General features: G+C 46.9%; 17 protein-coding genes and 2 pseudogenes. 13 read left to right on the top strand and 6 right to left on the bottom strand.

The window, feature by feature from the left end; genetic code table 11:
• Positions 1-138 precede the first annotated feature (138 nt).
• A complete protein-coding gene (gltB, locus tag RIG66_RS08240) occupies positions 139-4,851 on the bottom strand; it encodes a glutamate synthase large subunit (protein WP_446376954.1) in 4,713 nt (1,570 codons plus the stop codon).
• A 587-nt stretch (positions 4,852-5,438) separates the two neighbouring features.
• Here gltB and RIG66_RS08235 point away from each other — a divergent pair.
• Positions 5,439-5,633 carry an AbrB family transcriptional regulator gene (locus RIG66_RS08235; protein WP_446376952.1) on the top strand — a complete coding sequence of 65 codons (195 nt, stop codon included), beginning with the start codon at positions 5,439-5,441 and terminating at the stop codon, positions 5,631-5,633.
• Positions 5,630-5,735, top strand: a pseudogene (locus RIG66_RS08230) (PIN domain nuclease); the annotation flags it as partial. The gene RIG66_RS08235 and the pseudogene RIG66_RS08230, both read left to right, overlap by 4 nt.
• Positions 5,736-5,872: 137 nt before the next feature.
• On the opposite strand, the gene RIG66_RS08225 reads toward RIG66_RS08230, so the two are convergent.
• Positions 5,873-6,496 (bottom strand): hypothetical protein, encoded by a 624-nt coding sequence (locus tag RIG66_RS08225; RefSeq protein ID WP_446376971.1) that lies wholly within the window; start codon positions 6,494-6,496, stop codon positions 5,873-5,875.
• Between the two features lie 296 nt (positions 6,497-6,792).
• Between RIG66_RS08225 and RIG66_RS08220 the strand changes: the two genes are divergently transcribed.
• A complete protein-coding gene (locus RIG66_RS08220) occupies positions 6,793-7,041 on the top strand; it encodes a hypothetical protein (RefSeq protein ID WP_446376950.1) in 249 nt (82 codons plus the stop codon).
• Positions 7,042-7,058: 17 nt separating this feature from the next.
• On the opposite strand, the gene RIG66_RS08215 is transcribed toward RIG66_RS08220, so the two are convergent.
• Positions 7,059-7,655, bottom strand: coding sequence for a Uma2 family endonuclease (locus tag RIG66_RS08215; protein WP_446376948.1), 597 nt, complete (start codon positions 7,653-7,655; stop codon positions 7,059-7,061).
• Positions 7,656-7,919: 264 nt separating this feature from the next.
• Here RIG66_RS08215 and RIG66_RS08210 point away from each other — a divergent pair, with 264 nt between their 5' ends.
• The 9 genes from RIG66_RS08210 to RIG66_RS08170 all read left to right on the top strand — a co-directional run bounded on the left by RIG66_RS08210 (position 7,920) and on the right by RIG66_RS08170 (position 17,283).
• On the top strand, positions 7,920-9,944 hold the full coding sequence (locus RIG66_RS08210; protein WP_446376946.1) for a phosphodiester glycosidase family protein: 2,025 nt from the start codon (positions 7,920-7,922) through the stop codon (positions 9,942-9,944).
• Positions 9,945-10,278: 334 nt separating this feature from the next.
• Entirely contained in the window at positions 10,279-10,704 is a 426-nt protein-coding gene (locus RIG66_RS08205; protein ID WP_446376944.1) for a phosphomannose isomerase type II C-terminal cupin domain, read from the top strand.
• A gap of 186 nt (positions 10,705-10,890) precedes the next feature.
• Complete coding sequence (locus RIG66_RS08200; protein ID WP_446376942.1) at positions 10,891-11,220, top strand: HesB/IscA family protein; 330 nt, start codon at positions 10,891-10,893, stop codon at positions 11,218-11,220.
• Positions 11,221-11,397: 177 nt separating this feature from the next.
• Positions 11,398-11,769 (top strand): 30S ribosomal protein S12, encoded by a 372-nt coding sequence (gene rpsL / locus RIG66_RS08195; protein ID WP_006103254.1) that lies wholly within the window; start codon positions 11,398-11,400, stop codon positions 11,767-11,769.
• A gap of 197 nt (positions 11,770-11,966) precedes the next feature.
• Entirely contained in the window at positions 11,967-12,437 is a 471-nt protein-coding gene (gene rpsG / locus RIG66_RS08190; RefSeq protein WP_006103261.1) for a 30S ribosomal protein S7, read from the top strand.
• A gap of 190 nt (positions 12,438-12,627) precedes the next feature.
• On the top strand, positions 12,628-14,703 hold the full coding sequence (gene fusA / locus RIG66_RS08185) for an elongation factor G (RefSeq protein WP_446376939.1): 2,076 nt from the start codon (positions 12,628-12,630) through the stop codon (positions 14,701-14,703).
• Between the two features lie 23 nt (positions 14,704-14,726).
• Positions 14,727-15,956: an elongation factor Tu gene (tuf, locus tag RIG66_RS08180; RefSeq protein ID WP_446376937.1), complete on the top strand. Its 1,230-nt coding sequence runs from the start codon at positions 14,727-14,729 to the stop codon at positions 15,954-15,956.
• Positions 15,957-16,133: 177 nt separating this feature from the next.
• Entirely contained in the window at positions 16,134-16,451 is a 318-nt protein-coding gene (gene rpsJ / locus RIG66_RS08175; RefSeq protein WP_044208966.1) for a 30S ribosomal protein S10, read from the top strand.
• A 190-nt stretch (positions 16,452-16,641) separates the two neighbouring features.
• On the top strand, positions 16,642-17,283 hold the full coding sequence (locus RIG66_RS08170; protein ID WP_044208968.1) for an LON peptidase substrate-binding domain-containing protein: 642 nt from the start codon (positions 16,642-16,644) through the stop codon (positions 17,281-17,283).
• Positions 17,284-17,285: 2 nt separating this feature from the next.
• On the opposite strand, the gene pheA is transcribed toward RIG66_RS08170, so the two are convergent.
• A complete protein-coding gene (gene pheA / locus RIG66_RS08165) occupies positions 17,286-18,149 on the bottom strand; it encodes a prephenate dehydratase (RefSeq protein ID WP_446376935.1) in 864 nt (287 codons plus the stop codon).
• A gap of 306 nt (positions 18,150-18,455) precedes the next feature.
• Between pheA and RIG66_RS08160 the strand changes: the two genes are divergently transcribed.
• On the top strand, positions 18,456-19,046 hold the full coding sequence (locus tag RIG66_RS08160; protein WP_446376933.1) for a DUF1997 domain-containing protein: 591 nt from the start codon (positions 18,456-18,458) through the stop codon (positions 19,044-19,046).
• A gap of 107 nt (positions 19,047-19,153) precedes the next feature.
• Here RIG66_RS08160 and RIG66_RS08155 read toward each other — a convergent pair whose 3' ends face one another.
• Both RIG66_RS08155 and RIG66_RS08150 read right to left on the bottom strand, forming a co-directional pair.
• Positions 19,154-19,789, bottom strand: a complete 636-nt coding sequence (locus RIG66_RS08155; RefSeq protein WP_446376931.1) for a ribonuclease HII — start codon at positions 19,787-19,789, stop codon at positions 19,154-19,156.
• Between the two features lie 351 nt (positions 19,790-20,140).
• Positions 20,141-20,364 (bottom strand): annotated as a pseudogene (locus RIG66_RS08150) (RNA-guided endonuclease IscB); the annotation flags it as partial.

The following is a 20,364-nucleotide window of genomic DNA, read 5'->3' as shown; positions in this document are numbered from 1 at the left end:
ACTAAATTATGAGGCAAAACCAGGCTGGAATGTTCCCTCTAAGTGAGGATTTGCCGGAAAAAACAGCAAGGATGAAGGCAAACCTGGGTTTTATCCTTCATCCTTGTCCAATCTTGCCAAAACCCCTAGTTTCTGGCGTTACTGAACTGGACTTAACTCCCGTTCTGCTACCGCATCGGGATTGGCTTCTGGGGTATCTTCCTCCGAGGGTGGCACGACTTGCCAGAATTTCGGTAAGAAGTCCGACCAATTTGCCAGAATTGTCTTGGCTTTAGCACTGTTGGTGCGGTCAACATGGGCTTGTATTAGGGCTTTTAGCTGCTGTTCCCCAGCCGATGTGGTCACCCGTTGCATCTTCACAATTTCGGGGTTGACTTTTGCCGGGAAGTTGCCATCTTCATCTAGGAAGTAGGCTAATCCGCCTGTCATCCCTGCACCGACATTGCGCCCAACATGACCTAAGACTACAATCACACCGCCTGTCATGTATTCACAGCAGTGATCGCCAGCCCCTTCAATCACGGCTTGACCTTTAGAATTGCGGACGCCGAATCGTTCACCCGCCCAGCCATTGGCAAATAATGTACCGCCTGTGGCACCGTAGAGGCAGGTATTGCCGACAATTACGTTTTCGGCGGGGTTGTAGGTTGCATCAGTGGGAGGCGTGATGATAATTTCACCCCCATGCATCCCTTTACCGACATAATCATTGGCTTCCCCAACCAGATTGAGGGTGATTCCGGGCAAATTGAAGGCACCAAAGCTTTGTCCGGCTGCACCTTTGAAGTTGAGGGTAATTTGTCCTTCAAAGCCAGTATTACCGTATTTTTTGGCGATCGCACCCGCTAGACGTGCGCCAACCCCTCGGTCAGTATTCAAAACGGCTACGTCTTTGGTGAGTGAGGTTTGGTTGGTGATGCAGGCTTGAATCTCTGGATCAGCTAGGAGTTGATCATCGAGAACGGGTCCATTACTATGAACCTCCTCATGGTTGAGGAACGACCGATCACGACTTGTATCGGGTAAATCGGTTAAGCATTTCACCGATACGGTGGATGTCTTGGTTAACGCGATATCCTCGCGTTGTTTGAGTAAATCCGCCCGACCGATTACCTCGTCTAACTTACGATACCCTAACCGTGCCAAGAGCGATCGCACTTCTTCGGCGACAAAGTAGAAGAAGTTAACCACATGATCGGGGATTCCGGTAAACCGCTTCCGCAAATGATCTTGCTGTGTCGCTACGCCAACGGGACAGTTATTCGTGTGACAAATTCGCGCCATGATGCAGCCTTCCGCAATCATCGACACCGAACCAAAGCCATACTCTTCCGCGCCCATTAACGCCGCCATCACGACATCCCAGCCAGTTTTGAAGCCACCATCTGCCCGTAAAATCACGCGATCGCGCAATTGATTCGTCATCAGCGCCCGATGGACTTCGGTGACACCCAACTCCCAAGATACGCCCGCGTGTTTAATCGAACTTAGGGGAGATGCGCCCGTTCCGCCATCATGACCGGAAATTTGGATCACATCAGCATTTGCCTTCGCCACACCTGCTGCGATCGTACCAATGCCAATTTCTGCCACTAATTTCACCGACACCTTCGCCTCTGGATTAATCTGATGCAGGTCAAAAATCAATTGGGCGAGGTCTTCAATCGAATAGATATCGTGGTGAGGGGGTGGGGAAATCAGGGGTACACCTGCTTTAGACCGCCGCAACATGGCAATATAAGGACTCACCTTTTTCCCCGGTAACTGTCCCCCTTCTCCGGGTTTCGCACCTTGGGCAATTTTAATTTCCAATTGTTTGCCACTGATTAGGTACTCTGGCGTCACGCCAAAGCGCCCGGATGCGACTTGTTTGGTGGCTGAACTCGCGGTATCTCCATTCCGCAGTCCTTTAAGATGCGGTAATGTGGGCGAATTCCCCTGATTATCCACATCATCCAAGACTTTAAACCGAACTGGGTCTTCTCCCCCTTCACCAGAATTGGATTTCCCGCCAATCCGATTCATGGCAATTGCCAAGGTTTCATGTGCCTCTCGTGACAAAGAACCCAAGGACATGGCACCGGTACAGAAACGCTGGACAATATCCGCGACAGGTTCGACTTCTTCGATGGGGATGGGGGCGCGATCGCTGTTGAAGTCTAACAAATCCCGTAACGCCGTGACCGGGCGGTCTTCCAGGTATTTTTTATAGACATCATAGTGGTCATAAGCGGTCTTTTCGTCGTCAGTTTTGCCGTTTCCGTTTTTCACCGACGAACCCTGACCATTACCATTAAAGGATGCCACGGCTTTATGTAACGCCTTTGCCATCTCCGGGCTATTCATGTGATATTCGCCACCGGGACGGTATTGGATAAAGCCAAAGTTTTCCAGTTTCTTACCCGTCAACTCCGGGAACGCCCGTTGATGGAAAGCAATCACTTCCTGTGCCAATTCTGCCAGATTCAAACCACCCAGGCGGGAGGTTGTACCGCGAAAGGCTAAGTCTAATACCTCTGCACCAATTCCCAATGCCTCAAAAATCTGCGCCCCTTGGTAAGACGAGAGTAGGGAAATCCCCATTTTGGACAGGATTTTTAATAACCCGGATTCCACCGCCTTACGGTAATTTTTCTGTGCCGCGTCAATGGTTAAAGGTTCAATTTTACCCCGATCCATCAATTTCTGCGTCTTTGGATTCGACCACCACTGACGCACAGATTCCAATGCCAAATAGGGATGAATTGCTGAAGCCCCATAACCAATCAAACAAGCAAAATGATGGGTACTCCAACATTGCGCCGTTTCCACAACCAGGGAGGCTTTCATCCGCAACCCGTCGCGAATTAGGTGATGGTGAACTGCCCCCACTGCCAATAGCGGTGGAATATAACTGGTATTTTCTCCGACACTTCCGCCAATTTTATCGCTCAAAATCAGCACTTTTGAGCCAGATTTCACCGCTTGATCGGCTTGGGCACATAATCGGTCAATGGCATCTTTTAACCCATCCGGACCCGCGCTAATCTCAAATAATGTAGAGAGTTCTGTTGTAGCAAACCCAGAGGTTTTTACCGCATTTAACTCGGCTTCATTCAGAACCGGGGTTTTCAGTTTCAGCAGTTGGGCATAGTCTGGTTTAGCCTCTAGCAGATTCCCCCGTTGACCCAGTTCCATACTTAAGGACATCACCAGACTTTCCCGCAAGGGGTCAATCGGTGGATTGGTGACTTGGGCAAAACGCTGTTTGAAATAGTCATACAGCAGGCGCGGCTTATCGGAGAGTATGGCTAAAGGAATATCATCCCCCATACAGAACGTGGGTTCTTTCCCTTGAGTCGTCATCGGTTCCAGGATCATATCCAAATCCTCAGCCGTATACCCAAAAGCGGTTTGCTGCTGTAGCAAGGTTTGGGCGTCGAGTTGGGTTGTATCGGTAAACCCTTGAGGGGATAAAACCTGACGATGCTGTTTCAGCCAATCGCCGTAAGGTAAACGTTGGGCAACTCGCTGTTTGATGTCCCAGTTTTTGAGAATTTCGTGGTTGGCTAAGTCCACAGCAATCATCTGTCCGGGTCCAAGTCTACCCTTTTCCACGATGTCTGCTTCGGGTAAGTCTACGACGCCAGCTTCTGATCCAACCACCACGTACCCATTCCGGGTGATACTATAACGGGCAGGTCGCAATCCATTCCGGTCAAGGGTTGCACCAACGACTTGACCATCACTGAACACTAACAGCGCCGGACCATCCCAAGGTTCTTGAACGCCGCTGTAATATTCGTAAAAATCCACAATTTCCGGATGATCCTGCAAATCGGGCTGATTTTTGTAGGCTTCAGGAACCATAATCATCAAGGATTCCAGAGGACTACGACCCGATCGCACGAGTAACTCAAAGATATTATCTAGAGTAGCTGAGTCACTATTATCCGGATCAACGGTGGGCTTGAGATCTTCGATTTCGTTTCCCCATACCGGATGAGATAAATCCGCCTCCCTTGCCTTCATCCAGTTAATATTACCCAGCAGCGTATTAATTTCCCCATTATGTCCCAATAACCGCATCGGTTGCGCTAGGGGCCATTTGGGTAGGGTGTTGGTGCTAAAACGGCGATGATAAACAGCAAAGGGGCTTTGAAACTCAGGATGTTTTAAGTCCTGATAAAATTCACCCAGTACCGCCGAACGCACCATGCCTTTATAGACAATTGTGCGACTGGAGAGGGAGCAAATATATAAATCATCGGACCAATGGAGAGTACCATCCGCTTCTAAAGCGTTACCGATGCGACGGCGGGTTTTATAGAGAAGACGTTCCCGATCATCTTCGCTTTGATTGGGGCAGCTAACAATAACTTGCTCTATGTGCGGTTGATTGTCTAGGGCTTGGGGTCCAACAACCGATTCGTTTAGGGGAACGACACGCCAACCCAATACGGTAAAACCGTCGTGTTCAAAGACGTCGGCAACAATTTCCCGAACTTTAGCCGCCAATGCCGCATCTTGGGGTAAAAATACCATACCCACCGCCAACTGATCGGTTGCTGGCATGGTGAGTCCTTGTTCCGCAAACCAAGACGTAAACAACCCCCAAGGAATCGTCGTCATCAAGCCAGCGCCATCACCCGAATCTCGGTCAGCGCTACAGCCACCGCGATGTTCTAAACAGGTTAATGCCGAAAGTGCCTGTTCAATCAGTTCATGGCTAGCGACACCTGCGACTGAGGCAATAAAGCCAACACCGCAAGCATCCCGTTCTTCCACTAACCATCGTTGTCCTGGATAGGCTACATCGTCTCGATTCCAAGAGTGATGCTGTTGATTTAGGTTGATGCTCCTGTTTGTCATAAGATAGTTCCTAGTGTTATTGGTCATTGGTCACTGGTCATTCGTTACTAGAGGTAGGGGGGCAAGGGGTATAAACGTTGAAACCCTTGTCTTATCGTTAGTTCGTTAGTTGTTCTTGCCCACCTTACGGGAACTAGGAATTGATTACCAGTGCGGTAAAATCTCAGTTCTATCCAAGTCGGCTACGTCATCGCCAGTTCCATTGAAAAACTGAAAAATAGAGAAATAATTGACGTTAATTCGCTCTCTAGTGATCATTGTGTGAGTCATCTCGTGTCCAGTTGGCGTGGTTGTCCTAATATTTTTATATATATGGTTGGCAGACGGAGTAGCATCAGCCACTAAACTACAGACCCAGAAGGGTCAGCAACTTTGGTTCTCAAATGAAGCTCTTTAGATGGGGAGACTAATCTTATCGAAAATACCTGACTATGGCAATCCCCAATGGCATGATTTAGGATATTAGCCAAGTGATTAACATGGCTTAAAACAACAATCATCTAGATGGGTGGGGAACATCGGTATGACGTGAACCTTAGTCTAGCGTATTGCTTCCCATCCTAGCAGTTGAGACTGGCAGTTGAGGCATGGTTGGTCATTCCGGTGGCGTTGTGGCGGATAGGCTGATTACTCGTGAGGAGGGGAGGTTGGTGCTGGAAAAGCCGGAGGCGATTAAGCAACAATTGAAGGCACGGTTCGCACAGGTGTCCAAAAATCGCAGTTTAGTCGATGAGTTGATCGCTGAACGTCGCGAAGCCGCGAAAAAGGAAGCTACAGAATGACAGTTGTTTTGGATGCTTCGGCGTTGCTGGCTGATCTGAAGGTTAACCGAGTCGGTGATATCAAGTGTAAACTGGGCAGAAGTCGTGCAGAAGTCGATGGCATGGTGGATGAGTTCACAGGTTAAGTAGGTTGGTGGAAATAAACTCAACCATGTTAAGTGATGTTAACAAGCCTCAAACCCTTACTGTTGCCTGTTGCCTGTTGCCTAATCTCAACCGTTAACTTTACTTTTGTCCACCTACTTATTTCTATGGGATAGATGTTGAGCAAAGGGAGTCGATAATATTCCTAATATTTGGTCAACTTCTTTAATAAAGTAATCGTTTAAATCAATGAAAGCTGTTTGACTAACCAACTTGATAAACTTCCAAATCATTCCTGTCGTCACGGCGCCATAGATAACATCAATGGGAATTTCATTTTGTTGATTGAATCGTTGGGCAGCAACCATTTCAGCAATGCATTGTCCTAACCCACTTTTAATATTTTCGTTCTTAGCTTCTACAAGGGTCACGACTGGGGCATAGATTTCATACATTTCTGGGGAAGCCGTTAGAATATAATCACAGTATCCATTCAGTCCAACAGTTTGGTCTACGTTGAAATCTGTGCCAGAAAAGAAGCCGACTTGAAAGTTAAACTGTCGCCGGACTTCTAATAAAACAGGAGCAATAATTAATTCAGACCGTGCTTTTTCTGTGTTAATAGCATTAGCAAGGGGTAAAAATTCATGCAGCGTGGTTTTGAGGTAGTCGCTGGGTTCAAGAGGAGCAATGTCTGGAAAAAGGCGGCTGGTTTCGTCTATCGTTAGGTTAAATGTTGTTTTGACTTTGCTGAGGGTAGTAAAATCGCTGTACGCCACATAATCCATAGCTTGCCCCTGTCCTTGAGCAATTTGTTGTTTCGCCAATTTCGCTGCTTCTACTAACTTATCTTGTGTTTTCCGAAAAGATTGAGTCCACTTTAATTCGTCTTCCATATCAGCAATATAGTCCCGTAAATGCTCAATAATTCGCTCCTGCTGTGCATCAGAGAATGATTCTAAAATTTTAATGACAGTGGCTATATTTTCCTTTAACATTTTTGAGTTAAATGGTACGAATTTAATGAAGATACTTAAATCATAATATTTTTCCCTGATTTAAGGACATTGACCAATTGATCAATGTAGAGCAATTCATCCACTCTCAGGGAAGCCTGTCACCAAGAAATTTAGCCCAGCAAAAGGTAATGTATCTCTATGCGATCGGGCTTGGATTCTGTTTAAACCTGTTGTGCTTGCCCGCTTCATGGTCTCACGCGATCGCTAAAATCCTGCAACACTTTCCTGTACCCGATGCGACTGATTCAACCTGTGCGATCGCGAATTATTATATAGCTACAGGCGCACACATTTTCCCACGATAACAATATACCATAAAACCTTAATTTTGCAGCGCCTTTTGAAATGTTTTAATAGCATCCACATGATTCACCATATTGATGCAACGTAATAACAAATCTAGATCAATCCCTTTAACCTCCTCACTACTCTTAATCTGTTCATAGTCAAGTGTATTCCCCTCACCTCGCAGATGATAAAGCTCCAACACCCCATCTTCCCAAAACCACACTTCCTTGATCTTCAGCCGCTTATAGATCTCCAACTTGTTGAGACCGCCACTGGTAAACACCACCTCAATTGCTAGATCGGGATTGGTTCGACCCGGAACCAGTTTATAGGATTCATCTGCTTCCCGCTTAACAGCGACTCCTTCACTTTCCAACGTCATCGAGCCAGTTGGAGTAAAGTCAAATCCTGCCATCAACAGGTAAAGCTCCAACAATGCACCAATTCTTTCTTTAACAGTTTGATGAGGTTCTCCAGGCATTCGTCGTATCTCCAAAACTCCATCTAAAAAAGAAAGTCGATATCCTGGGCGGTCTAACAATTGCTCAACAGCTTTGAACTCTCTCCAGGTCATTCCCTCAAACAAAAGGGGGGATTCCTTTTTGGGTGTTGCGATCGTGGCTAAAGTCATTCGAGTCTCCCGTTTTTTTTCGATTATAAATCAACTCAAAACTGGACAGGTCTCCCACCCCTCTTTCTTTTAAAGTCAACGACTATTTTAACTTACAAGCAAATTGCCAGGGAACCTTTGAGCCGAGATGGCTGTCAAGAGCAAAACAGATTATATAGAATTTAGCTTTGATTATTGAACTAATTTTCATAATATACATACAATACAGAAGTTAGTTTATCTGTATGGTTAAACGTCAACTCATCTCACGCCAAAGCCAAGATTATGACAAAGGGGTTCTCACGGAATAAAGCCAAAATTGTGATAGGACTCTTAGCAATTTGTGCTTCATGCCTAGGTTTAACCGCTAAACGTGTTAGTTGTGCGGAATCCCTAGTAATAGAAAGTCTAACCATGGGGGAAATTCTGCAACGTTTAGTCGTTCAGTCTACCCTTGAACTCGATCGCGAATGGGTAGAAGCTGAAGCCGTTACTCCCTCGCCTCAGACTCATAGATTCGCTCAAACCCCCACTCAAGTCCTTGGCACAGGGACAAAACTCTCCTTAAATGGTCGTATACTACCCCTTGCTTGGAAACAGTGGCAGGTTGGGGGAGTTATACGCACGGGTATCACTGATGTGGGAGTCCAACAACTCTTCGGACTGGAATTGTTGAGTACCCGCAATTGGACGCGACAACCGATACAGTGGTTCTCTAATCCCTTGAGTACGCCTCTCGTCTTCGTGGCTCACCATCGTGATGCTTATCGCTATTTAGATATTACAGAGTTTGCTCAACAGTTGGGATGGCAATTTCAAGCTCAAGGAGATACATTAGCTCTAAAGTCTGTACCTGCACGGTTAGAGAGTATCCGACAAGAGACGCAGCTATCGGGGTTTAGAATTGTCCTTGATTTAGATCGTCCCACACCTTGGCAAGTGAGCAGAAGCCCCGGTGAAGGGGTGATTATATTAGAAGCGATCGCGAATCCATCCCTGATTGAACAGTTTACCCCCCTGGAGCCTGTGGAAGATAGGGAAGCAGGGGGAGCAGGGGAAGCAGGGGAAGCAGGGGAAGCAGGGGAAGCAGGGGAAGCAGGGGGAGATGGGGAAGATGAGGAAGCCTTAGACAATCAACCGACGATCCAAGTTGAAACCAATCAGACTCAAACCACTATCGGGGTTTCGATTCCAGATGGTTTACAGTTGCACGTTTTTAGCTTACCGAATCCCAATCGCTTAGTTGTCGAACTTCGTCCCAATGCCATGGTAGAAAAAGATATTCTGTGGGTACCAGGTATTTGGTGGCGTCAGCGGACTGTGACTCTGGGTGATACTCGATTTCCTTTGGTGTGGCTAGAGGTTGATCCCAAAAATCCGCAAGTTAATCTGAAACCGATGTGGAGTAATCCCACGACTCAAGTGGGAACCGCCCCCCTGATTAAAACAGCGCAGTTATGGAACGCTGCGGCTGCGATTAATGGTGGCTTCTTTAACCGCAATAATCAATTACCATTAGGTGCGATCCGCCGGGATGGATATTGGTATTCTGGACCCATTCTCAACCGAGGTGCGATCGCGTGGACAGATCAGCATCAATTTAAATTTGGACGCCTTAGCCTCCAGGAAACCTTAATTACCGCCAATGGAGAACGTTTCCCAATTCTGTTTCTGAATAGCGGTTATGTGCAAGCCGGGATATCTCGCTATACCCCAGCTTGGGGCGCAACATACACCCCATTAACCGATAATGAAGTGATTTGGGTGGTGCAGAATAACCAGATTACGGCTCAAATACCTGGAGGAGTCGCTGGAGAGGAATCCTTTGTCATTCCAGTTAATAGTTATTTGCTTACCAACCGAGGGCATGATCCCAGTGCGATCGCTAAATCACTCACTATTGGTACAACCGTTCAGATTGAACAGAAAACCTTGCCCATTGAGTTTAATAATTATCCTCATATCCTGGGCGCTGGTCCCTTGTTACTGCAAAATCGCCAAATTGTGTTAGATGCCAAAGCCGAAAACTTTAGTAATGCCTTTGCCCAACAATCTGCCATTCGGAGTGCGATCGGAATCACAGCAAATGGCACACTAATTATTGCGGCTATGCACAATCGTGTCGGTGGCAGGGGACCCAACTTGACGGAAACGGCACAGTTGATGCAACAACTGGGAGCCGTTGATGCGCTCAATCTCGATGGTGGCAGTTCTACTGGACTCTATTTGGGGGGTCATCTTCTAGATCGTTCTCCTCATACAGCCGCCCAGGTTCACAATGGTTTAGGACTCTTCCGACCCTATAAGTAGGTGGACACAATCAAAGCTAACGGTGGAGATTGTCATTTGTCATGCGTCCTGTGTCCTTTATAAGGGTTTGAGGATTATTGACAAAACTTAATAATTGTACTCTTTTCTTGGGTCTGACTCCTTTCTTAAAGTTTCGATAAAGCTCAAGCCTCTAAATGTGAAGACTTCCTACAATTTGACGAATCCAGCCCCTAATGTGTGCAAAATCTAAGCTGAATTTGCTAATGTTGATTGTGGTTAGGTTTTGTGTTGTTGAAAACCTGGCAATAGCTAAAAAGCCGATAAAACCTTTTTACACACGATTAATGTCGTAACTATTTTCAGGAGAAATACTATGGTTCAGCAAGCAGTTCCTCATGATTCGGCGATCACCCTACCCAGATCGTTGACTGCCGAAGGCGCTGCCGCTACAGAACTAAGACCTTGGGGTTCATTTACTGTTCTGGAAGAGGGGCGAGGATACAAAATTAAGCGTATTGAGGTGAAACCTGGTCATCGCCTCAGTCTGCAAATGCACTACCATCGTAGTGAACACTGGATTGTTGTCAGTGGCATGGCGAAGGTTATTTGCGGGGATAAGGAATTATTGATTCATCAAAATCAGTCCAGCTATGTTCCTCAAGGACATGCTCATCGCCTAGAAAATCCGGGTGTTATTCCGCTGGTATTAATTGAAGTACAGAATGGCGAGTATCTTGGCGAAGATGACATTATTCGCTATGAAGATGACTACGCCCGCAACGAGTCCACCTCACAATAGGTTAGATTGTCTGAAGTAGCTAATACTGCTTACCTGTGCTGTACTAGCTTGACGCCAAATTTGCTCCTCCCTAATACTAGGGGAGGAAATTTTTTTGCCCCAGGTGACGAAAGTTCTCATCGTCATCAATAGAAAGAGTTTTGGAGAATTGCCTGTCAAGATGATTTGTGACCCAGGACAAAACTGATGATTACACTGAGTCAAGCGGCGACTGATGAAATTAGACGCCTGCAAACCAAGCGCCAGCAACAGCAAGCTCGATTACGCTTAGGTGTGAAGCCAGGAGGATGTGCCGATTTATACTATACTCTGGAGTTTGATGATGCCGTCAGAGCGAGCGATCGCGTCTATGATTGTCAAGGCGTCGCTGTTGTCGTGGATGAGGCAAGCATTAAGCATTTAACTACCCTCACCTTGGATTATTCCGAAGATCTCATGGGCGGTGGGTTTCGCTTTTATAATCCCAATGCCATTGAAACCTGTGGCTGTGGTAACTCGTTTCGAGTTAAGACGTGAAGAATGATCCGAGGTTGAAGGAGTAATTAAAGCACAAAGGACGTAGCTTGCTTCTCGCTTGGGCGAGTATGACCAAAGACAAAAGACCAAAAAATTGACATTGTTGCCTAAAAGTCAGTACAATCAGAATTTGTCAATACTTGCAAACGATTCAAGGAATATCACGCGCCTTAACTCATGCCCACTATCCAGCAGCTTATTCGTAGCGAACGTGCCAAAATTAAGGCGAAAACAAAATCGCCTGCACTGAAACAATGTCCACAACGGCGGGGTGTTTGTACCCGCGTCTACACCACAACCCCCAAGAAACCGAACTCAGCCCTGCGGAAAGTGGCAAGGGTACGTCTGACATCGGGTTTTGAAGTGACGGCTTATATTCCAGGGATTGGTCATAACCTTCAAGAACACTCGGTCGTCATGATTAGAGGAGGACGGGTTAAAGATTTACCCGGAGTTCGATATCACATTATTCGAGGAACTCTAGATACGGCGGGTGTAAAAGATCGCAAGCAGGGTCGTTCCAAGTACGGAACCAAGCGTCCTAAGTAAACCAAGAGAGCTTTTCTAAATCTGCCAAAACCCTGCTAGACTTAACCCATAGCGGTTTGTTTTGGGTAACTTGATCAGGAAAATAGGGAGATGAAGTGGCTTGTTTTTTTCAAGCAACTCCTCAAGCTGGAGAAAAAATAATCAGTTCCAGGATAAATAGTTAAATTTGCCGTGTATGTATTTTGTAAAGGCTTACTATGTCTCGTCGTACAGTTGTTAAAAAGCGCCCAGTCCCCCCTGACCCGGTTTATAACAGCCGTCTGCTTAGTATGATGGTGCGCCGGATTATGCATCATGGGAAAAAATCAGTAGCATCTAGGATTATCTATGACGCCTTCAAGATTATTGAAGAACGCACCGGAAAGGAACCGCTAGAGGTATTTGAAGAAGCGGTACGGAATGTCACTCCTTTAGTAGAAGTGAAAGCCCGTCGGGTTGGAGGGGCAACCTATCAAGTTCCCATGGAAGTCCGCTCAGAACGCGGAATAACATTAGCCATGCGCTGGCTGATCCAGTTTTCCCGGAGTCGTCCAGGGAGAAGTATGGCGAGTAAATTCGCAAATGAGCTGATGGATGCGGCAAATGAAACGGGGAATGCCATTCGTAAGCGGGAAGAAACCCATCGGATGGCAGATGCCAATAAAGCGTTTGCTCATTATCGCTACTAATTCAGTAAGCTGGTGACTGACAGCGCCAAGGAGGCTAAGGTTTAATTCGGCGTTCCGTGAGCAATAAAGTCGCTGGCTGGCTTTTTGAGGAACAAGTAGGACAAATCCCTAAAAAGTTAAACAAAGTATAGAATTGTAAAGAGATAGTAACGCAACGTGTAAACTTGCGGCACAGACGAAGGAGGTAGCTGTGGCACGTACCATCCCGCTTGAGAAAATACGCAATATCGGGATTGCCGCCCACATTGATGCGGGCAAGACAACAACAACAGAACGAATTCTGTTTTACTCAGGAATCGTTCATAAACTAGGCGAAGTCCATGAAGGGACAGCCGTGACCGACTGGATGGAGCAAGAGCGGGAACGGGGAATTACAATTACTGCTGCTGCCATCAGCACGAACTGGCTGGAGCACCGGATTAACATCATTGATACACCGGGTCACGTAGACTTCACGATTGAAGTTGAGCGTTCGATGCGGGTTTTAGATGGTGTGATTGCTGTGTTCTGCTCAGTGGGAGGTGTCCAGCCCCAATCGGAAACCGTGTGGCGTCAAGCGGATCGCTACAAGGTGCCGAGGATCGCCTTTGTCAACAAGATGGATCGCACGGGTGCTAACTTTTTCAAAGTATACGAGCAACTTCGCGATCGCATGCGTACCAATGCGGTTGCGATCCAAATTCCCATCGGCAGTGAAAGTGATTTCCACGGGATTGTCGATCTTGTCCAGATGCGTGCCCGGATTTATAGCAATGACCTGGGTACGGATATGCAAGATACCGAAATCCCGGAAAAGGTTCAAGAGCTAGCCCAAGAGTACCGAGTCAAGCTGATCGAAGCTGTAGCTGAGACCGATGAAGCGCTCTTAGAAAAATATCTGGCAGAAGAAGAACTCTCCGAAGACGAAATTCGCTCTGCCCTGCGTAAAGGTACAATTGCCGGTACGATTGTGCCGGTGCTGTGTGGTTCAGCCTTCAAAAATAGAGGAGTACAGTTACTCCTTGATGGAGTGGTGGACTATCTACCCTCTCCGTCGGAAGTTCCGCCAATTCAGGGACTATTGCCAGATGGGACACCGGACAAGCGACCAGCAGATGATGAAGTACCCCTATCGGCGCTGGCATTTAAAATCATGTCAGACCCTTATGGTCGTTTAACCTTCATGCGGGTCTACTCAGGCATCCTGAAAAAAGGCAGCTACATTCTCAACTCCACCAAAGATCAGAAGGAGCGTATCTCCCGGCTGATTATTTTGAAATCCAACGAACGTATTGAGGTCGATGAGCTACGAGCTGGCGATCTCGGTGCAGCAATTGGTCTCAAGCAAACAACAACGGGTGATACAATTTGTGGCGAAGAAGCCCCGATTATTTTGGAATCGCTTTATATTCCAGAACCAGTGATTTCGGTAGCCGTAGAACCCAAAACCAAGCAGGACATGGAGAAGCTTTCCAAAGCACTCCAAGCCTTATCGGAAGAAGATCCAACATTCCGGGTCAGTATCGACCCAGAAACCAATCAAACCGTGATTGCGGGAATGGGTGAACTTCACCTGGAAATTCTGGTTGATCGGATGCTGCGGGAGTTCCGAGTTGAAGCGAATGTGGGTGCCCCTCAGGTGGCTTACCGAGAAACCATTCGCAAATCCGTGCAAGCTGAAGGCAAGTTCATCCGTCAAAGTGGCGGTAAAGGTCAGTACGGTCATGTCGTGATTGAATTGGAGCCAGGTGAATCCGGTAGTGGGTTTGAATTTGTCTCCAAGATTGTTGGTGGTTCCGTACCGAGAGAATTTATTTCCCCGGCTGAGCAGGGTATGAAAGAAGCCTGCGAATCGGGTATCCTAGCTGGGTATCCCCTCATTGATGTCAAAGCCACATTAGTTGATGGTTCGTACCACGATGTTGATTCTTCGGAAATGGCGTTCAAAATTGCTGGTTCAATGGCAATTAAAAACGGCGTAACGAAGGCTGCACCCGTGTTACTCGAGCCTATGATGAAAGTGGAAGTTGAAGTGCCTGAAGACTTTCTCGGAGATGTCATGGGCGATCTCAACTCCCGCCGTGGTCAAATTGAAGGGATGGGTACCGATGAAGGTATTGCCAAAGTTTCTGCTAAAGTTCCATTAGCCGAGATGTTTGGTTATGCTACGGATATCCGGTCAAAAACCCAAGGTCGAGGTATCTTCTCAATGGAGTTTAGCAACTATGATGAAGTGCCTCGTAACGTGGCTGAAGCTATCATTGCTAAGAGCAAAGGGAACGCATAACTAAGAAAAGGAAAACGTAATTCATGGCACGCTCAAAGTTTGAAAGGACTAAACCCCACGTCAACATTGGCACAATTGGTCACGTAGACCACGGCAAAACAACGTTGACGGCTGCCATTACCATGACTCTGGCTTCATCAGGTCAAGCAACCGCTAAGAAGTACGAAGAAATCGATGCGGCACCAGAGGAAAAGGCGCGGGGGATTACCATTAACACCGCTCACGTTGAGTATGAAACGGGAAATCGTCACTATGCTCACGTTGATTGCCCCGGACACGCTGACTATGTGAAAAACATGATCACGGGTGCGGCTCAAATGGATGGGGCGATTCTGGTGGTTTCCGCCGCTGACGGTCCGATGCCGCAAACACGGGAACATATCCTCCTTGCCAAGCAGGTAGGCGTCCCCAACTTGGTGGTCTTTTTGAATAAGAAAGACATGGTGGACGACGAAGAATTACTGGAATTGGTGGAACTGGAAGTCCGCGAACTCCTCAGTGATTATGAATTCGATGGAGATAATATTCCCATCGTGGCAGGTTCGGCGTTAAAGGCGCTTGACTCTCTTACCTCTAACCCAAACATTAAGAAGGGTGATGATGAGTGGGTTGATCAGATCTATGCGTTAATGGATGAGGTCGATGCTTACATTCCTACCCCAGAACGGGATGTAGATAAGCCCTTCCTGATGGCAGTTGAAGATGTCTTCACCATCACCGGTCGGGGGACAGTCGCCACGGGTCGGATCGAGCGCGGTAAAGTCAAGATTGGTGACGAAGTTGAGCTAGTTGGACTCCGGGATACGGTCAAGAAAACCGTCACCGGCATTGAGATGTTTAAGAAGAGTCTCGATGAAGGGATGGCGGGTGACAATGCCGGAATTCTGCTCCGAGGTGTTGAGAAGAAAGATATTGAGCGGGGAATGGTAATTGCCAAGCCCGGTTCTATCACTCCTCATACTCAGTTTGAGTCGGAAGTCTATGTCCTCAAAAAAGAAGAAGGAGGACGTCATACTCCATTCTTTTCCGGTTATCGCCCTCAGTTCTACGTTCGTACCACCGATGTGACGGGAACAATCAGTTCCTACACCGCTGATGATGGTAGCAATGTGGAAATGGTTATGCCGGGAGACCGAGTAAAAATGACCGTGGAGTTAATCAACCCGATCGCGATTGAACAAGGAATGCGCTTTGCCATTCGTGAAGGCGGTCGCACCATCGGTGCAGGTGTTGTCTCCAAAATCCTCAAGTAGCACTGTTCTCACTCAAAAGAGTAGGAGCAGAGACGCTGATGCTGTTCTCTGCTCCTTATTCTCTGTGTTGGCAAAACGTTATGAATTCTGAGTGTTGAGTTCTGAGTTCGGGAACATTCATTCAATACTCAACACTTAAAACTCCTAATTATTTCAGAACCTAGACAACTCAAAAAAATGGCAACGATTCAGCAGCAAAAAATTCGGATTCGTCTTAAAGCATTTGATCGGCGATTGCTGGACACTTCTTGCGAGAAGATTGTGGATACAGCAAATCGCACCAATGCTGCCGCCGTCGGTCCAATTCCCTTACCGACCAAACGTCGTATTTATTGTGTCTTGCGATCGCCCCACGTTGATAAGGATTCGCGGGAACATTTTGAAACCCGTACTCATCGGCGACTTATTGACATTTATCAGCCATCGTCCAAAACCATTGACGCCCTGATGAAACTGGATTTACCGGCAGGTGTGGATATTGAAGTGAAGTTATAGGGTGGAAGAGGAGGAGGGTAGGAGGGTAGAAGGGTAATGCTCTTGCCCAAATCAGTACAGGTAATAGACATGCCATAAAACCGGACAAGATATGAGTTAGTACCGCTTTAATGGATTTTGTGGCTTCTTGTCCCCAAAAAATCCGTTAAAGTAGGTAAAGAAGCGCAGTTACCCTTTTCACCAAGGCACAATGGCATCCTCTTCCTCAATTGCTGTTAGAGAACTTCCTTTGTTTCCACTGCCAGAAGTGGTTCTATTTCCGGGACGTCCTCTGCCCCTCCATATCTTTGAATTTCGCTATCGTATCCTGATGAACACGATTTTGGAGAGCGATCGGCGTTTTGGGGTATTGATGTGGGACCCGGTGCAAGGTCAACCCGCCGCCGTTGGCTGCTGCGCTGAAATTATACATTTCCAGCGTCTGCCTGATGATCGGATGAAAGTCTTAACCTTGGGTCAGCAACGATTTCGGGTTTTAGAATACGTCCGAGAAAAACCCTATCGTGTCGGATTAGTGGAATGGATAGAGGATCAACCCTCTCAAAAAGACTTAAAAGAAATTTCCACATCCGTTGAGCAATTGCTGCGAGATGTCGTCCATCTTTCTGCCAAGCTGACGGATCAGAAAATCGAGCTGCCCGAAGACTTGCCAGACCTTCCTTTAGAACTATCATATTGGGTAGCGGGAAATCTTTACGGTGTCGCCTCGGAACAGCAAGCGTTGTTAGAAATGCAGGATACAGCAGCCCGTTTGGAACGTGAAGCGGAAATACTTACCTCCACGCGCAATCATTTGGCTGCCCGTACAGTCCTTAAAGATGCATTTAATTAAGCTTAATTCTCAATCAGCGCGGTTGAATCAATGGGTATGACGCTGTAGCTGCCAAAAATTTTCAGAATTTCTGTATGAGAGGCAGCTTCTGAGAGTGCCTCTTGCACCAACGGTGTAGAGGCATCGGCTTCTAAATCAATAAAGAAAAGATACTCACCCAGCGATCGCTTCGTCGGGCGAGACTCAATCCGACTCAGGTTAATCTTTCGCTGGGCAAAGGCTTGCAGGGGTTTAACTAAGGCTCCCGGTACATTGGCGGGGGTGCTAAAAGCCAGGGAGGTATGACTACCCCCAGGAGCCGATTGCTGACCCACAATCCAAAAACGAGTACAGTTGTCTGGATAATCATTGATAGCCGCCGCCAGGATAGGTAATTGATAAAGCATCGCCGCCCGTTGAGACGCGATCACGCCTGCCGTATAGTCAGTATCCAGATGCTGTAAGGCTTCTGTGGTTGAGTTTGTGGGTACGAGTTGTACCAAGGGTAGACTGTTTTCTAGCCACCCTTGACATTGGGCAAGGGCTTGAGGATGAGAATAAACGGTTTGGATTGCCTGAAGACGAGATGCCCGTGATAACAGGGCATGTTGGATAGGTAAAACCAATGCCTGTTGAATTTGCAGTTGATCGAGTTGCCACAAAGTATCCAACGTAATCGTGACACTGCCTTCTATAGAATTTTCCACAGGCACCACCGCCACATCCGCTTGCCCTTTGGCGACGGCGTGCAGAGTTTGGGCAATGCTGGGATAAGGACATAACCAGGGTTTTGAATCACATTCACGGGTAAGAGTGCGACAGTAAGCTAATGCTGCCGCTTCTGCGTAAGTTCCTGGTGGTCCAAGATGGGCAATTGAAATTGACATAAACTGCGCTTTAGTTTATAATAATAAGATTTATTTGTACTCAGTAATGAGATTTAAGAATTTCCGTCCTTAGGACTAAACCGTTGCTCTGATCGAGGCACTGAAAGTCTTCTATAGGAAGATAACGGTTGGCGAGCATAATTTCTACAATCGGAGTAAGGATAAAGTTACATGCTGTAGTCTCATTTACGAGACTCGCTCATCCCCATAACCTTAAAAAATTCCCCCCAGTTATGTAAATAAACTTTAATTAAAGTAAGATTAACTTTAAGAAACTTAGACAAAACCCAACGTTGCTCTCACCCTATGACCAGCCAGTTTACTGCATCCCAATCTGTAGAACTTGCCGTACCCGAACAACCCATCCCGATTCAGCACTATTTACGTCAACCTCAGCGCCTGGTACACGCGATCGCTGATCCGAATCTGATCGAGCAACTGAGTCCAGAGCAGTTTCGCCTGAAGATGCGTCCATTGCATTTTCTGTCCTTAGCCTTTCAACCGCGAGTCACCCTCAAAGTTTGGGCAGATGTTAACGGTACAGTTCATCTGCGATCAGTAGATTGTGACATTCCTGGATTAGACTACATCAATCAACGCTTTACCCTGGAGGTCAAGGGAAAACTCTATCCTGAGCAACAGCAAAACACCACTCGGCTCAAAGGTAAGGCTGATTTAAAGGTTCGGGTGGATATTCCCTTTCCTCTATCGATGACACCCCAACCCATTATTGAAACAACCGGAAATGGATTACTCAAAAGTGTGTTGCTGCGAATTAAGCAAAAATTAATGCATCAACTGCTATTGGATTATCGGCAATGGGCTAACGCGGATCGTCAAACCCTTAATCAGTCTAACTCTCAGCATCTTGCACCCGCTGATAATCCCACCATTTAGTCATTTGTCAGGGAACAGGTAAGGTAGAGTTTTGAGTTAACTTCCTCATCTCCCCCAGCTCCCCCAGCTCCCCCAGCTCCCGCTGCTCCCCCATCTCCCCATCTCCCTCATTCCCCATCCCTGAGTTGACAAGGACGAAAGGAAAGGCGATGCTGGGGCGAAGGACCCAACTGTTGCAGGGCTAAACGATGTCGTTGAGTTCCGTACCCCTTATTAGCGGCTAAGTCGTAATCAGGATACTTCGTCGCTAAACGCTCAATTAAATCATCACGCCAGACTTTTGCCACAATGCTAGCCGCTGCGATTTCCAGCGATCGCTGATCTCCTTTAATCAGACTTCTTTGGGGTACAGGTAAGCCTACCAATGCCTGTCTGCCATCAATCAAACATAAATCAGGCTGCACTTTTAACTTAAGCACAGCCCGTTTCATTGCCAACAGAGAGGCTTGTAAGATATTAATTTGGTCAATTTCAGTACTGGTGGCATAACCAATACTCCAATCGACGGCTAACTCTTGAATCTCTTGCGCCAATTTCTGGCGTCGTAGACGAGTTAATTGTTTACTATCTTTCATTCCAGAACCAGCCAAATTGGGCAGAGTCGATGCGGGTAAAATAACCGCTGCTGCTACAACCGGACCGAATAAAGCGCCACGCCCAACTTCATCGACTCCGGCAACCAATTTGCGATCGCCCGATAGTTCCGGTAGTTGACAATAGTTAGCTGAATTTTCCATTGTCATGGATTCTTGAGAATCAACTTAAGGTGAATGATACTGAAATTTTGGCTGGTGGGTTGAGCGAAGTCGAAACCCACCCTACGGTATATCAAGGGTTTCGGTGATCCAAAATAGCTTATTTCAGTGCCATTCAACCTAAGGTAAAAACCAGTACTGGCAAGCCTTGAGGTATGTATCCGTACCTCCAAATGAAAAAAATATTCCACTTCCCTCTCCTTGTAGGAGAGGGCTAGGGAGAGGGAAAGGGGAAGGGGAAAGGGGAGGGGTCTAATGACCAGCAGTATCCAAGCCTGGGAGAGGGGCTAGGGGTAAAGAACTGTAACCAAATCTCTATAGACATCTACGCAAACCTAATCAAAATGCATAGCTATAACCATCCTTACGGTGAATCGGTGTGCAGTAATCCAATCGGGTTGACCTCCTTTTCTTGTCGATAATGAACTCGCCGCGACCGTCTGACATTGGGCAAATCCTAGCGGTGAATGTCCCTTTGTACTTACCTTTAGGGACATCAGCCCGAACGATATCACCCGTACAGAACCCAAAGATGGGGCGCAAAGGGCGATGTTTAACTGGAT

It is taken from the genome of Coleofasciculus sp. E2-BRE-01 (genome assembly GCF_040221695.1).
GTDB lineage: Bacteria > Cyanobacteriota > Cyanobacteriia > Cyanobacteriales > Coleofasciculaceae > Coleofasciculus.
Note: the sequence above shows the minus strand (reverse complement) of the source record. Positions and strands in the feature narration are given on the sequence as shown.